The sequence below is a fragment of the Deinococcus metallilatus genome (assembly GCF_004758605.1).
In the GTDB taxonomy this organism is placed as follows: Bacteria; Deinococcota; Deinococci; order Deinococcales; family Deinococcaceae; genus Deinococcus; species Deinococcus metallilatus.
Genome location: NZ_CP038512.1, coordinates 763,412 through 776,912, shown reverse-complemented (window position 1 = coordinate 776,912; position 13,501 = coordinate 763,412). Strand labels below are relative to the sequence as shown.

Annotated in this window: 16 protein-coding genes and 1 tRNA gene; 8 read left to right on the top strand and 9 right to left on the bottom strand. The window is 69.7% G+C overall.

Annotated features, from left to right (window positions below; all coding sequences use genetic code 11):
• Positions 1-247 precede the first annotated feature (247 nt).
• The 3 genes from E5F05_RS09690 (at position 248) to E5F05_RS09685 (ending at position 1,704) form a co-directional block, all read left to right on the top strand.
• On the top strand, positions 248-1,087 hold the full coding sequence (locus E5F05_RS09690; RefSeq protein ID WP_129118420.1) for a CoA transferase: 840 nt from the start codon (positions 248-250) through the stop codon (positions 1,085-1,087).
• A 62-nt stretch (positions 1,088-1,149) separates the two neighbouring features.
• Positions 1,150-1,326, top strand: coding sequence for a hypothetical protein (locus E5F05_RS21330; protein WP_164973424.1), 177 nt, complete (start codon positions 1,150-1,152; stop codon positions 1,324-1,326).
• 42 nt (positions 1,327-1,368) lie between these two features.
• Positions 1,369-1,704 carry a hypothetical protein gene (locus tag E5F05_RS09685; RefSeq protein WP_129118419.1) on the top strand — a complete coding sequence of 112 codons (336 nt, stop codon included), beginning with the start codon at positions 1,369-1,371 and terminating at the stop codon, positions 1,702-1,704.
• A gap of 54 nt (positions 1,705-1,758) precedes the next feature.
• Here the strand turns inward: E5F05_RS09685 and E5F05_RS09680 are convergent, their stop codons facing one another.
• The 4 genes from E5F05_RS09680 to E5F05_RS09665 form a co-directional block, all read right to left on the bottom strand.
• Positions 1,759-2,820 carry a type III polyketide synthase gene (locus E5F05_RS09680; protein ID WP_129118418.1) on the bottom strand — a complete coding sequence of 354 codons (1,062 nt, stop codon included), beginning with the start codon at positions 2,818-2,820 and terminating at the stop codon, positions 1,759-1,761.
• Between the two features lie 115 nt (positions 2,821-2,935).
• Positions 2,936-3,298, bottom strand: coding sequence for a cupin domain-containing protein (locus E5F05_RS09675; RefSeq protein WP_129118417.1), 363 nt, complete (start codon positions 3,296-3,298; stop codon positions 2,936-2,938).
• A 9-nt stretch (positions 3,299-3,307) separates the two neighbouring features.
• Positions 3,308-4,210: an aldo/keto reductase gene (locus E5F05_RS09670; RefSeq protein ID WP_164973423.1), complete on the bottom strand. Its 903-nt coding sequence runs from the start codon at positions 4,208-4,210 to the stop codon at positions 3,308-3,310.
• A 217-nt stretch (positions 4,211-4,427) separates the two neighbouring features.
• Positions 4,428-5,195, bottom strand: a complete 768-nt coding sequence (locus E5F05_RS09665) for a nitroreductase family protein (RefSeq protein WP_375791564.1) — start codon at positions 5,193-5,195, stop codon at positions 4,428-4,430.
• Between the two features lie 151 nt (positions 5,196-5,346).
• Here E5F05_RS09665 and E5F05_RS09660 point away from each other — a divergent pair, with 151 nt between their 5' ends.
• Positions 5,347-5,838, top strand: a complete 492-nt coding sequence (locus E5F05_RS09660) for a DinB family protein (protein ID WP_129118414.1) — start codon at positions 5,347-5,349, stop codon at positions 5,836-5,838.
• A 72-nt stretch (positions 5,839-5,910) separates the two neighbouring features.
• Here the strand turns inward: E5F05_RS09660 and E5F05_RS09655 are convergent, their stop codons facing one another.
• The gene (locus E5F05_RS09655) at positions 5,911-6,237 is read right to left on the bottom strand and encodes a hypothetical protein (protein ID WP_129118413.1); all 327 of its coding nucleotides are present in this window, start codon (positions 6,235-6,237) and stop codon (positions 5,911-5,913) included.
• A 35-nt stretch (positions 6,238-6,272) separates the two neighbouring features.
• On the opposite strand from E5F05_RS09655, the gene E5F05_RS09650 reads away from it, so the two are divergent.
• The gene (locus E5F05_RS09650) at positions 6,273-6,734 is read left to right on the top strand and encodes a hypothetical protein (RefSeq protein ID WP_129118412.1); all 462 of its coding nucleotides are present in this window, start codon (positions 6,273-6,275) and stop codon (positions 6,732-6,734) included.
• Positions 6,735-6,819: 85 nt separating this feature from the next.
• Here E5F05_RS09650 and ndk read toward each other — a convergent pair whose 3' ends face one another.
• Positions 6,820-7,236, bottom strand: a complete 417-nt coding sequence (gene ndk / locus E5F05_RS09645) for a nucleoside-diphosphate kinase (RefSeq protein WP_129118411.1) — start codon at positions 7,234-7,236, stop codon at positions 6,820-6,822.
• Positions 7,237-7,375: 139 nt separating this feature from the next.
• Here ndk and E5F05_RS22100 point away from each other — a divergent pair, with 139 nt between their 5' ends.
• Positions 7,376-7,591 (top strand): hypothetical protein, encoded by a 216-nt coding sequence (locus tag E5F05_RS22100; protein WP_241687114.1) that lies wholly within the window; start codon positions 7,376-7,378, stop codon positions 7,589-7,591.
• Positions 7,592-7,696: 105 nt separating this feature from the next.
• On the opposite strand, the gene E5F05_RS09635 is transcribed toward E5F05_RS22100, so the two are convergent.
• Positions 7,697-7,770, bottom strand: a tRNA-Gln gene (locus E5F05_RS09635).
• A 253-nt stretch (positions 7,771-8,023) separates the two neighbouring features.
• Here E5F05_RS09635 and E5F05_RS09630 point away from each other — a divergent pair.
• Together E5F05_RS09630 and E5F05_RS09625 are read left to right on the top strand one after the other, a co-directional pair.
• Positions 8,024-9,811: a 30S ribosomal protein S1 gene (locus E5F05_RS09630; protein WP_164973421.1), complete on the top strand. Its 1,788-nt coding sequence runs from the start codon at positions 8,024-8,026 to the stop codon at positions 9,809-9,811.
• 72 nt (positions 9,812-9,883) lie between these two features.
• Positions 9,884-10,870 carry a Gfo/Idh/MocA family protein gene (locus tag E5F05_RS09625; RefSeq protein WP_129118409.1) on the top strand — a complete coding sequence of 329 codons (987 nt, stop codon included), beginning with the start codon at positions 9,884-9,886 and terminating at the stop codon, positions 10,868-10,870.
• Between the two features lie 3 nt (positions 10,871-10,873).
• On the opposite strand, the gene E5F05_RS09620 is transcribed toward E5F05_RS09625, so the two are convergent.
• Positions 10,874-13,096, bottom strand: coding sequence for a DNA internalization-related competence protein ComEC/Rec2 (locus E5F05_RS09620; RefSeq protein ID WP_129118408.1), 2,223 nt, complete (start codon positions 13,094-13,096; stop codon positions 10,874-10,876).
• On the bottom strand, positions 13,096-13,473 hold the full coding sequence (locus tag E5F05_RS09615) for a ComEA family DNA-binding protein (protein ID WP_129118407.1): 378 nt from the start codon (positions 13,471-13,473) through the stop codon (positions 13,096-13,098). The genes E5F05_RS09620 and E5F05_RS09615 overlap by 1 nt, the downstream gene beginning before the upstream one ends.
• Between the last annotated feature and the right edge of the window lie 28 nt (positions 13,474-13,501).

Genomic DNA, 13,501 nt, shown 5'->3' with positions numbered 1-13,501 from the left:
GCCGCTTGATGCCTTTATCATAAGCGGCACCGCCCTGGACGCACCCCGTTACTCCCTCAGGCACGCTGTTACAACTTTAGGGACAACAGGGAGTGACCGGGCTTTCGGCGCCTCCCGTCCCTTCCGCATCATCTCGATTCTGCCTTCCCGGGACGGGAGCAGAAAGCCGGGGGGCCCGGCCAGAGGACTCGCCAGCCTGCATTTTTAACCAGAGCCACGCTCCCCCACTTTTGAGGGAGGATGGGGAATGCCCGGTCCACTGCATGGCCTGACCGTCCTGAGCCTCGCGCTGAATCTGCCCGGTCCGCTGGCCGCGGCCGCGCTGCGGGACGAGGGGGCGCGGGTCATGAAGATCGAGCCGCCGGGGGGGGACCCCTTCCAGCACTTCTCGCCGGAGTGGTACGCGGAGGTGACGCGGGGGGTGGAAGTCCACACGCTGGACCTCAAGACGCCGGAGGGGCAGGCCAGGCTCCACACGTTGCTGCCGGAGACGGACCTGCTGCTGACCAGCAGTCGCCCGGCGGCCCTGGCGCGGCTGGGGCTGGACGGTTCCGCGCTGGACGCCGCCTATCCCCGGCTGTGCCGGGTGGTCATCGTGGGGGACACCCTCGACCCGAACGCACCCGGACACGACCTCACGTATCAGGCGGAGGCCGGGCTGATCGATCCCGCACGGCCCGTCATGCCGCGCACGCTGGTCGCGGACCTGCTGGGGGCGCGGGAGGCGCAGGCCGCCGCGCTGGCCCTGCTGTGGGGCCGCGAGCGCGGCGGGGCGGAACGCGAGCGGAGGGTGGGCCTCGCGGGGGCAGCCAGCCACGCGGCCCTGCCGCTGCGGTACGGCCTGACGGCGCCCGGCGGCCTGCTGTCCGGCGCCCGGCCCTTCTACCGCCTGTATGCCACCGCCGACGGTGTGATTGCCGTCGCCGCGCTGGAAGGGCATTTCGCGGACCGCTGGCTGGCCCTCACCGGCCCCGACCCCGAGGCCACCGTGCGGGCACACCCGACCGCGTCCTGGCTGAAGCTGGCGCAGGAGCAGGACCTGCCGCTGAGCGAGGTGCGGGCCGCGCCGGAGATGAAGAGAGGCTGAACCTGCCCGCCTGCTGGCCGGGGGTACGCTGAACCTCAATTCACAGTTTCGGGAGGTGCACCATGAGTGACGACCAGCGCCAGCCGCCCACCGAACGCCACCCCGAGGGCGGCCAGAAGGATACCGACGACCTCAGCGACATCAAGGACGTGCAGCGCACCGGGATGAAGGAGAAGGCGGAGCAGGTGGAGCAGTTGCCGGACGCCGTGGTGAGCGACCGGCCCGACGCCTCACACTGAGTCCACCTCACACTGAATCACGGCAGCGCCCCAGGAGGCCCCATGAACGAAGGACGATCCGATCAGCCGTCAGGACAGACCGGCCCACAGGACAACGTGCCGCAGGAGCGGGTCCAGACCAACCCCAACTGGGACACGGGCGGCGAGAAGACGCCCAGCGAGCGCAAGCAGGACCGGTACTGGGATCAGGTCAACGACGACAACCGGGACGCGGGGGCTGGCACGCCCACGACCGGCAACCCCCAGGACGACCAGGCCGGGGTCATCGGGGCCCAGGACCGCAATCCCAGCACCTACGGCGGCATGGAGGCCGGTCTGCCCGCCAGCGGGGCCACCACCGATCCCGACAAGACCACGGACGGCGAGCAGGGCAGCTGAGCCGCGCGGCACCCAGCGGCAGGGGTGATGTTCTCCGCCCCTGCCGTTCTGGCGTCAGGCCCCGGGAAATTCGATCAGGACGTGTTCGGCGCTGAAGCCCGGCCCCATCGCGCTCAGCAGGCCCCGGCCCTCGGGACGCCCCTGCAGGGTTTCTGCCAGCACGAACAGCACGGTCACGCTGCTCATGTTGCCGTGGTCGGCCAGCACGCGGCGGCTGGCATCCAGCGTGCCCGGAGGCAGCCCCAGAGCCTCCTCATAAGCGGCGAGGACTTTGACGCCGCCGGGGTGGACGACGAAGGTTTGCACGTCCTCCCGTGACCAGCCGTGCGCGGCCAGAGCCTGCCCGACGTTCTCCTGCATCATCGAGCGGACCAGGGCCGGGATGTCGCGGGAGAAGCGCACCTTCAGGCCGTCATCGACCACGTCCCAGCCCATGATGTCCTCGGAAGCCTCGATCAGGGTGGAGTAGCCGCCATGCAGGGCCAGCAGGGGCGGGGGGCCGGGCACGTCGGGGGCCGTCACGACCAGGGCCGCGCCGCCGTCCGAGAACAGCGCGGTGCCCACGAAGTTGCTCTTGGACTCGTCGCCGCGCACCAGGGTGAGGCTGCACAGTTCCACCGCCACGTACAGCACCCGCCGGAAGCCCGCGCGCACCAGATCGGCCGCCCGGCTCAGCCCCGCCGCGCCACCCGCGCACCCCAGGCCCCACACCGGCAGCCGCGCCGCGTGGCGGTTCAGGCCCAGCGTCTCGATCAGGTAGGCGTCGAGACTGGGGGCGCTGATGCCGCTGGTGTTGACCACCACGACGGCGTCCACCTCGGCGGGCGCCACTTCGGCCTGCTCCAGCGCCCCCCGGGCCAGGCGCAGGGTCAGCGCGCGGGCCTCCTCGACGAAGACGGCGTTCTTCTCGCCAAAGCCGCGCTCCTCCTGGTACCACGCCAGCGGGCGGCTCAGGGAGCGCGTCTCGATACTGGCGTTGTCGAACACGCCCAGCATGTGCGCGCGGGCGGCCATCCGCGGGAACACGCCGCGGGCCACCTCGCGCACCTCGGCCTGCGGGACACGGTGGGGCGGGTTCCCGGTGACCAGAGAACGCACGACGGGGGCAGAAGACATGCGGGCATTCTCTCGTCTGCCCGGCCACTCACCGTGCGGGAAGGCACCGTGGAGCTGATCCTCCCTTCACGTTCAGGAGGGAAAAGGACTCATCCTCGACCGGCACCCGCCGTTCCTACAGCCGTTCCAGCGTCTCCCGGGTCCGCTCGCCCCGCACGTTGCCGGTGTTCAGCGTCGAGGCGGGTTCGATCAGCACCACCCAGACCTCCTCCGTCTCCGCGACCGGCAGATGGTCGGTGCCGCGCGGCACAACGATGAATTCGCCCTCGCCCACCCGCACGTCCCGGTCACGGAAGCGCAGGCGCAGGGTCCCCCGGACCACCCAGAACAGTTCGTCCTCGTGTTCGTGGTGGTGCCACACGAACTCGCCGCGCAGCTTGACGACCTTCACCTGCTGGCCGTTCAGTTCGGCCACCACGCGGGGGTGCCAGGCGTCGTCGAAGAGCGCGAATTTCTCCGCGAGGTTCACCTTGTCCATGCTCACACCTCAGCGGCGCGCGGCCTGCCGCTGACGCCACTCCTCGCGGCCCACCTCGTCGAGCAGGCGGAAGTCCTCTTCGGAGAGCTGGAGGCTGGCGGCGGCCACGTTCTCTTCCAGGTGTTTGACCTTGCCGGTGCCGGGGATCGGCAGCATGACCGGGCTGCGCTTCAGCACCCAGGCGAGCGCGACCTGGGAGGGCGTTCCGCCGACCCGCCGGGCGACCTCACCCAGCACGCTGCCCTCCCGGGCCAGGCCGCCCGCCGCCAGCGGATACCAGGGAATGAAGCCGATCTGCTCGCGCTCGCAGTGGTCGAGGACATCCTCGCTCTTGCGGTTCACCAGGTTGTAGAGGTTCTGCACCGTCGCCACCGGGAAGAAGCGGCGGGCGGCCTCGATCTCCTCGACGTTCACTTCACTCAGGCCCGCGTGGCGGATCACGCCCTCGTCCAGCAGTTCACGCACGGCGGCGAATTGCTCGTCACGGGGCACCGTGGGATCGATGCGGTGCAGTTGCCACAGGTCGATGCGGTCGACGCCCAGACGGCGGCGGGAGAGGTAGGCCTGCTGCTTGAGATACTCGGGACGGCCCAGCGGCACCCACACGTCGGGGCCGGTGCGGGTCAGCCCGGCCTTGGTGGCGATCACCACCGTGTCGTAGGGGTAGAGCGCGGTGCGGATCAGTTCCTCGCTGACGGCGGGGCCGTAGGAGTCGGCGGTGTCGATGAAGTTGACGCCGAGTTCGGGCAGGCGCCGCAGGGTGGCCAGCGCCTCCTCGCGGTCGGCGGGGTCGCCCCAGATGCCCTCGCCCGTGATTCGCATCGCGCCGAAGCCCAGGCGGTTGACGCTGAGGTCGCCGCCGATCCGGAAGCTGCCGCTCTGGGCGGCGTTGGGGGTCAGTGTGTTCGTCATGTTCTCTCCTCCACCGGGCATTCTGAAGGCGGAGGGGTGAGGGAAGAGATGCGGGAAGGGCGCGAGCTACAGCGTCCCTTCATCTCCGGGGACTGTCCGGACTCAGGGCCGGGGGAAACGTTCACTCCAGACCACGAAGGGCGTTTTCGGAAACCCATCTGGAACATGAAACAGTTGCAACCCCGACTTCACCCGGTATGTCCAACGCTGACCGCCCTCAGTTCTCCTCCTCCGGCACGTCACACGTCTCGCGGCCCACGAACTGCGAAAGCCTCTTGCGGTGGCGGCTGCTCCAGTCGATGCTGGGGCGCTTCTGGCCTTCGGGCAGGTAGCCCAGGCGGTACACGGCCATCAGTTCGAGGTCGTCCGGCACGCGCAGCAGCTCGCGGATGGCCTGCCACTGACGCGGAAGCTCCATCGGCGTGCTGATGAACTGGATGCCCATCCCCAACGCCCCCACCGCGTTCCAGATGTTCTCGATGGCCGCGCCCAGACCGAAGACGCTGTAAAAGCCGCTGAGTTCGCCGGGGCGATACTCCGCTTTGTCCAGCAGCGCGGCCAGCAGCAGGGGACTGCCCGCGACCAGTTTGCGGTTGTCCTCCCCCAGCTTTTTGGGCACGCCGAGCTGCCGCATCAGCTTCAGGCCGGTGTCGGAAAAGACCTGGCGGGTGAAGGGCCGCAGCGGTCCCGGCAGGTGGTCGATATGAATGCCGTCACGCCGCTCGTCCATCTCGGCTTCCGAGAAGCGGAAGTAGCGGCGGTACCGCTCGAAGAAGACGCCCGCCTCGATCAGTTCGGTCATGCTGGCCCCGGAAATGTCCGCGACGGTGGCGATGGTCCCCGGGTCCTCGATCAGCACGAAGCGCCAGGGCTGGCTGTTGAAGTGACTGGGGGCCGCCTGCGCCACCCGCATCAAGAGGTGCTGGTGTTCGCGGCGGACCGGGTCGGGACGGAAAGGGCCGTTGGTGGTGCGCCGGGCGAGCATCCCCTGGATGACGGCGGGCAGGTCCGCCGCGACGGGGTCGGGCGGGAGCCGGGGAGTGGGCGGGAGGGTCATTGCCCCCAGGCTAGCGCGTTGCCGGAAGTGGACCTGAATGACGACAAGTCCTGACGTGAACCGGACCTAGATTGAGAGGGTGAATACTGACGCCTTCTACCACTACCTGACCCGGACACGCCGCGCGCTCTGGGCGACCTTGCGGGCCATGCCCGACGAACAGCTCTCGCGGGCCGTGATCCCCACAGAGGGGGCGCGCTGCATCAAAGACCTGGTGATGCATATCGCCGTGGTGGAAGACGGCTGGTTCCGGGGGGACCTCCTGGGCCGACCGCTGGTGCGGGAAACCTTCGGCTGGAAACCGCCCTCCTCGCCCGACGAATACTGGCACCATCCCGAGAAATCATTGGAGGAGCTGCTCACGTACTGGGAGGCCGTCGAGCAAGACACGCTGGCCCGCTGGCCCGAACTGATCGAACAGGCGGCGACCGACCGGCGCGTCGCGGTCGACGAGGTGCTGTGGCACGTCATGCAACACGAGGTTCGCCACACGGCGCAGATCGTCCAGATGATCCGCCTGCTCGGGGATGTCCCGCCCGCCCTCGATCTGGCGTTTTTCGCCGCGCGGTAAGACAAAACCGGCAACTTCGATGAGGGAGCGCCGACCACACCTCCCGCTGGCCTGCGTTCTACCCCCTTCGAGCTACCAGGCCCCCCATACTCCCAGGCCCAGCGCCAGCGCACACGCCAGCGCCAGCCGCCAGTGATCGGCCCGGCCCGGACGGGTGCGCGGCATTAGCAGCAGCAGCGCCAGCGCGGGCAAAAGCGCCCAGCCCCGCGCGCCCGCCCGCCAGCCCAGGCCCGCCGAGAGCAGCACGCCCGCACACACGGCGAAAAACAGCGCGTGGTGTGGCCAGCGGGCGAGGTCGCGCCGCCACCCCAGTTGCAGGCTCAGGCCGAGCAGCAGCAGCAGGGCGAGGAGCGCGGCGGTGAGAAGCAGAGAAAAGTGGTAGGCACCCACACCCGCCATGCTGGCACAGCCCCGGCGGGGCGTATCGTGCGCGCATGAACCGCCTGCCCACCGTCCTCACGCTCGCCGCGCTCCTGGCTCCGGGGCTGGTCGGCTGCGGCCCGCGCGAGCAGTCTGACCTCACCGCCCGCGTGCTGTTCACCGCCAACGGCAGCTACGACGCGCAGGCGGATATCCGCGACCGGCTGGGAGGCGGGTTGCGCCGCGACGTGTGGACCAGCCACCCGCCCCTGCCCGCCCGCGCCGTCACCGTGCGCTATGACGGCAACAACCGCACCCTGGCCTGGGAGATGCTGGTGCAGGCCCCCCAGTTCAGCGCCCGCAGCCTGGCCGGGGAGGCGGCCCGCACCGTCCAGACCCCACAGGGCGAGGCCTTCCGCCCCGCCGCAGGCCGCCTGGAAGACGTGCTGATTCTCCCCACCGCGGATGGCCTGCGCCTCCTGACGCGCGGATACGCGGCGCAGCAGGAACCGGCGCTCTTGCCCGCGTTCAGGTGAGCGGTCAGCCAGCCGGGGTCAACAAAAAGCCCCAGCCTGAGCTGGAGCCTGTGCCGTTCCTGCTGACGGCTGAACGCTGACTGCTTTACTTCAGCAGTTCGCCGTCCCCGAAGAACAGCGCCAGTTCCCGCGCGGCGCTCTCGGGGGAGTCGCTGCCGTGCGTGACGTTCTCGCCGGTGGTGGTGGCGTAGTCGGCGCGGATGGTGCCGGGGGCGGCGTTGGCGGGGTTGGTGGCGCCCATCATCGCGCGCCAGCCCGCGATGGCGTTCTCGCCTTCCAGCGCGATGGCGACGACCGGGCCGCCGGTGATGAAGTCCACCAGTTCCCCGAAGAAGGGCCGCTCGCGGTGTTCGCCGTAGTGCGTTTCGGCGACCTCGCGGGGAATCAGCATCTGCTTGAGGCCGACCACGCGGTAGCCCTTCTTCTGGATGCGGGCGAGAATCTCGGGCGTCAGACCCCGTCGGACGCCGTCGGGCTTGATCATGGCAAAGGTGCGTTCCATACCGCCCGCAATGGTAGCAGGCCGGGCAGGTCCCCTTCGCCTCCAGGCCGGGTCAGTCCGGGCGACCGCAAAGTCGTCGAGTCCGCACTTAACCCCTCTGCTGCGCCACACCTATGCCACCACCCTGGCGCGCCGGAGGGTGCCCATTGAGGTCATCAGCCGCAACCTGGGGCACAGCGATGTGACCATCACCCTCCCGGTCTACCGCCACGTTCTGGATGCGGAGCGTGATGAATACCTGGTCGACCCCTTTGAACAGCAGCAACCACCCCTGCCCCTGGAAGTGGGCTCCATGACTCCCCTTGAGGACGAGGAGGACGCCTGGGTTGAGGGGTGCCAGGAGGCCGCAGACTGACCTGGAATAGCCTACTACAGCGCTATTACAGCGCAAGCCCGGAAAAGGCCGTTAACCCGGAAATGGAGACATGAAAAAACCCCGCACTAGGCGGGGTTCTTCGGTTGGCTGGGGCACAAGGACTCGAACCTTGATTAACGGTGCCAGAAACCGTCGTCCTGCCATTAGACGATGCCCCAACGTCATCTCTGGCCGCCGCACCCGGAGGTGAGCGTGAGGGAGTATAGCCGCCTCCCCTGGCCCCGTCAACCGTCACCGCAGCGCAGGACCACGCCGCCAGGCTTTCCAAAGTTGCTGAATATCGAATGGACCACGTTCAGACCGCGCTTGCCCCCCCCAATCGGCGGTGGTACACTGAGGCGTTTCCGCGCTAGAGCGCAGGTTACGTGGCGCCCGCACGACAAGAGTGGGCACCCAGGAGGACAGGAGTTCATGGAAGACCAGACCCAGACCCCCGCCGCAGAGGGCGGGACCACTCAGCCCATGCCGGGCACCGAGCAGACCAGCACCGCGCAGAACAACGCGGGGCAGACCGCGACCGATCAGCCGGGCAGCCAGCAGGCGCAGCCTGCGCCGACCCCGGCCAGCCGCCCGGAAGACCGCGAGTACCCCGAGATGACCATGGAGGACGTTCTCGCCAGCGAGGCGACCGAACACCAGTCGGTCAGCCGGGGCGACATCGTGGACGGCACCGTCGTGTTTATCGGCAACGAGGGCATCGCGGTGGACATCGGGGCCAAGGTGGAGGGCACCATTCCCCTCAACCAGATCGCCGACGAACCCGTCACGCTGGAGCAGGCCCAGCAGATGTACAAGCCCGGTGACCAGATCGAGGCGTACGTCGTGCGGGTGGACCTCGCGAACAACCAGATCGTCCTTTCCAAGAAGCGGGCCGACCAGGACAAGGGTTGGCGCGTGCTGGAAAAGATGCAGGAGAACGACGAGGCCTTCGAGGTCGAGGTGCTGGAGAAGGTGCGCGGCGGTCTTGTGGCGCAGGTCGAGGGCATCCGGGCGTTCCTGCCCGCTTCCCAGGTGGACACCCGCAGGGTGAACGACCTGGACCCCTACGTCGGCAAGCCGCTGATGGTGAAGCTGATCGAGCTGAACCGCAAGCGCAACCGCGTCATCATCAGCCACCGCGCGATCATGGAAGCCCAGAAGGCCCAGGCGCGCGAGCAGACGATGGGCAAGCTGGTGCCCGGCGCCCAGTTCGAGGGTGAAGTCGTCGAGATCACCGACTTCGGCGTGTTCGTGAACCTGGGCGGCATCGACGGCCTGGTGCACCGCTCCGAGCTGACCTTCGGCCGCTTCAACCACCCCCGCGACGTGGTCAAGGTGGGCGACAAGGTGCAGGTCCAGGTCATCGACGTGGACGAGGGCCGCGAGCGCATCAACCTCTCCATGAAGTCGCTGACCCAGGACCCCTGGGAAGGCGCGGTCGAGAAGTACCACATCGGCCAGCGCGTCAAGGGCAAGGTCACCAACCTCACCAACTTCGGCGCCTTCGTCGAGTTGGAACCCGGCCTGGAAGGGCTGGTCCACGTCAGCGAGATGAGCTGGACCAAGCGCGTCCGTCACCCCAACGAGGTGCTGAAGGAAGGCGACGAGGTCGAGGCCGTCATCCTGCGGATCGACCCCAAGGACCGGCGCATCAGCCTGGGCATCCGGCAGACCACGGACGATCCGTGGAGCGCGCTGCCCGACCGTTACCCGCCCGGCACGCCCGTCAAGGGCAAGATCACCGGCATGACCGACTTCGGCGTGTTCATGGAGATCGAGGAGGGCATCGAGGGGCTGATCCACATCAGCGAACTCGACACGCAGCGCGTGAACAACCCCGCCGACCTCTTCAAGAAGGGCGACGAGATTGAGGCCGTGATCCTGAACATCGATCCCGTCGAGCAGCGCGCGAGCCTCTCGCGTCGCCGTGCGCTCGGCGGCGGTGGCCCGGTGCGTGACTACGTCAGCCAGGGCGGCGGCACGCGCAGCGACCGCTACAGCGGTGGCGGCGGTCAGGGCGGCCGCAGCGGCGGGCGCGGTGGCCGCGGCGGCGGGGCCGACTACAACTACAACGCCAAGGACGCTTCTCAGGGCGGCAAGATCAGCACGAAGCTGGGCGACGTGTACGCCGACCTCTTCGCGCAGTTCGGCCTGGGCGGCGACAAGAAGGACCAGGGCGAAAGCACCAGCAACACCGACACGGAGAAGCAGGGCGAGTAAGCACCTGCCGAAGGAGGGGCCTGCCGGGGAAATCCCGGTGGGCCTTTTCCTTTTTCCGGGTACGCTGCCCCTATGACGACCTTTACCTGGGGCATTCTGGGCGCGGCACGGATCGCGAGGGCACTGATTCCCGCGATTCGCGTGGCGGGCGGCGAGGTGGCGGTGCTGGGGGTCCGCGACCCGCACTCGGAACGGGCGCGGGCGTTTGCCGAGGAGTGGGGCATTCCGCACATGGGCACGTATGACGACGTGATGGCGTCGGACGTGCAGGCGGTCTACAATCCCCTCCCGAACGACGCGCACCGGCCCTGGACCCAGGCGGCGCTGCGGGCCGGAAAGCACGCGCTGACGGAAAAACCGCTCTGCCTGAACGCGGGCGAGGCGCAGCTTCTCGCAGACACGGCGGCCCGGAGCGGGCGGGTGCTGCTGGAAGCCTTCGCGTACCGCTTTCAGCCGCATGTGACGCGGCTGCGGGAGATCGTGGCGGGTGGCGAACTGGGCGAAGTGCTGGCTTACCGGGGGGCCTTCGGCTTCGGGCTGATGCGGCCCGACGACTTCCGCTGGGAGGCGGAGAAGGGGGGCGGCGCCCTCTACGACGTGGGCTGCTATCTGGTGAACCTCGCGCGCCTGCTGCTGGGCGAGCCGGAGAGCGTCACGGCGCAGGCCCGCTGGACGGCGGGAGGGGTGGACCTGGGGCTGAGCGGCACGCTGAACTTCGGGCAGGCCCTCGCCAGCCTCGACTGCGCCTTCGACTGGGGCAATCCGCCCACGCAGCGCCTGATGGTGGTGGGCACGGCGGGGACCCTGGAGATGACCGGGGTCTTCCGCAGCAGGACGGAGACTGAATTGAGCTTCCGGGTCCAAACTGCGGCGGGCGAACGCACCGAGACATTCGCGCCGCATGACGGCTACGCCGCGATGGTCACGCATTTCCAGCGGGCGGCACGGGGCGAGGAGGCGGCCCTCTATCCGCCGGAGGACGCGGTGTGCCAGGCGCGGGTGCTGGACGCGCTGTTCACGGCGGCGCGGGAGGGGCGGCAGGTTCTGGTCGAACGCTGACGCTCACGGCAGCGGCCAGCGCACCGTTCCCAGTCGATCCGTCCGCCAGACCTGCGCGCCGCTCGCCCCGATCCGTTTCAGCACGTCCGGGTGCGGGTGGCCGTAGGTATTGCGCCCGACGCTGATCAGCACGTCGTGCGGCGTGCTTTCCTTCAGAATGGCCTCCCCGGTGCTGTAACGGCTGCCGTGGTGCGCGGCCTTCAGCAGATCGAGGTCGCCCACGCCGACCTGCGCCTCGGCGGGGTTGGGGAGATCACCCAGGAGGGCCGCGCGGAAGCCGTGGGATTCGACGGTGAGCGCCACGCTGTTGTCGTTGTCCTCCGTGGACCAGACGTTCCCCCTCGGCCAGAGGACCGTGAGGGTCACGCCGTCCCGGCTCACCCGGTCGCCGCGCCGCACCTCGCGCACGGGCACGCCTTGCTCACGGGCGACGGTGAGGAGTTCGTTCAGCACCGGATCATCCGTCTTGCGCTGCCCGATCCACAGTTCCCCGACAGGCACGGCGCGGAGCACGCCGGAGAGGCCCTCGATGTGATCGGTATCCGCGTGGGTGGCGACCACCAGGTTCAGCGAACGGACGCCCAGCGCACGCAGGGCGGGGACAACTGTACGGGTCCCCACATCGAAATCCGAGCCGACCGAGCCGCCGCCGTCCACCAGCACGTTCAAGCCCCGCGCCCGGATCAGGGTGCTGTCGCCCTGGCCCACGTCGAGGAACACCAGTTCACGGGCAGGGCGCAGCAGGCCGGGGAGCAGGGTCAGGACGGCGCAGGCGAGGAGCGTCCCCAGCGCGACCGGCGCACGTACCCGGCCCAGCAGCCACAGCACGCCCGCGAGGGCCGCGACCCCGGAGGCGACGAAGCCTGCCGCGCCCACCGTCCCCCAGGTGAGGACGGGCGCCTGGCCGAACACCTCCACCACGCCGAGCAGAAGCGAGGCCAGCAGGCCGGTCAGCCAGTTGACCGCCACCGCGAACGGCCCCAGCAACCCGGCCACAAACCCCAGCGGCACCAGCGCGGCCATCAGCGCGCCCGCGATCAGGTTGGCGGGCAGGCCCACCAGCGGCAGTTGCCCGAAGGTCCCGGCGATCACCGGCAGCGTGGCGAGTTCCGCCAGGAGGGTCGCCACCAGGGCCAGCCGCAACGCGGGCGGCCAGCGGGCGGGCAGGCGTTCCGCGACCCGGGCCGACAGCGTGAGGCCCAGCACCGCCAGGAACGACAGTTGAAAGCCCACGTCCAGCAGCCACAGGGGAAAGGGCAGCAGGCAGGCCACGGCGGCGAGGGCGATGACGGCGTAAGGGTCGAGCCTCCCCCGCCCCAATGCATAGCCCAGCAGCACTGCCCCGCCCATCAGCACCGCCCGGAAGATGCTGGGGGATACCCCGACCAGCAGCAGGTACGGCGCCAGAAAGAGCAGGGCACCCGCATACCGCCACCCCAGCGGCACCCGCAGCCAGGCCAGTAGCCAGATCACCGCGCCGGTGAGCAGGGCCACGTTCTGCCCGCTGAGGGCCATCAGATGCGAGAGGCCCGAGCGGGCGAAGGCGTCGCGGACACTGTACCCCTCCGCGAAGTCCTCGCGGCCGATGTCGTTCCGGTCGCCCAGTTCGGTCGCCTGCATCAGTGCCGCCTGCCGCTCCCCCAGGCCTGCCGTGAGGCCCCGGCGGAACCAGCCGCGCCCGCCGCCCTCGGGGGTGGACGAGCGCACCCGGGCCGCGACCAGCACGGTGGTCGGCGTCGGGACGAACAGGCCACCCTGCCCCCGCAACCACGCCGCCTGATCGAAGCCGCCCGGCACGCGCCGTCCTTCAGGGCGAACCAACCGCCCGCTCACGACCATCTGCCCCGGCAAAACGCGCGGTTTCGGGGAGACGGCCACCCGCGCGGGCGGGTCGGAGAGGCGCAGGAACTGCCCGTCCCACTCGCCTTTCAGCGTGACCTGTGCCCCCACCCAGGGCGCCAGCCGGTCGGGCCTGGCGGCGTTGAGGCGCTCCGAGCCGAACCCCAGGCCGCCTCCGGCCAGCGCCAGCAGGGCCAGCACCGCGCGGCTGTCCAGCACGGCGAACAGGGCGCCCGCCAGCAACACCAGGCCGCCCCACCACACGCCCAATCCCAGCACGATGCCGCCCATCACGCCGAACGCGAGCGGCACCGGCCAGGCCAGTCGGCCAGAGGGGGAGCGCGTCCCGCGGGTGGACCCGGGAGAGACGGCGTGACGCCCGACCATCAGAAGGTCACGAGGGGGGTGAGCGCCTGGAGGATGGCGGGACCGACGCCCTTGACCCGGTCCAGGTCCGCGAGGCTGCGGTAAGGCCTCCCCGCCACGATGCGGGCGGCGAGGGAGGGGCCGACTTTCGGCAGGGCCTCCAACTGTTCGAGGCTGGCGGAATTCAGGTTGACCCGGCCGGAAATCAGCGGCCGCACGCTGACAGTGGTGGGGTACTCGGGCATGGCCGCCTGAACCTGTGCGGGCGGTGGCAGGTCCACCCGCGTGACGGCGGGCGCCTGGGCCGCCGGGAAGAAGGCCGGGCCGAGCGTCAGTCCCGCCACGACCAGCAGGGCGCCTGCGAGGAGCAACGTCCAGCGGCGTTCTGAGGGGAACACGGGGGGCAGTGTACGGTGGGCCGGGACG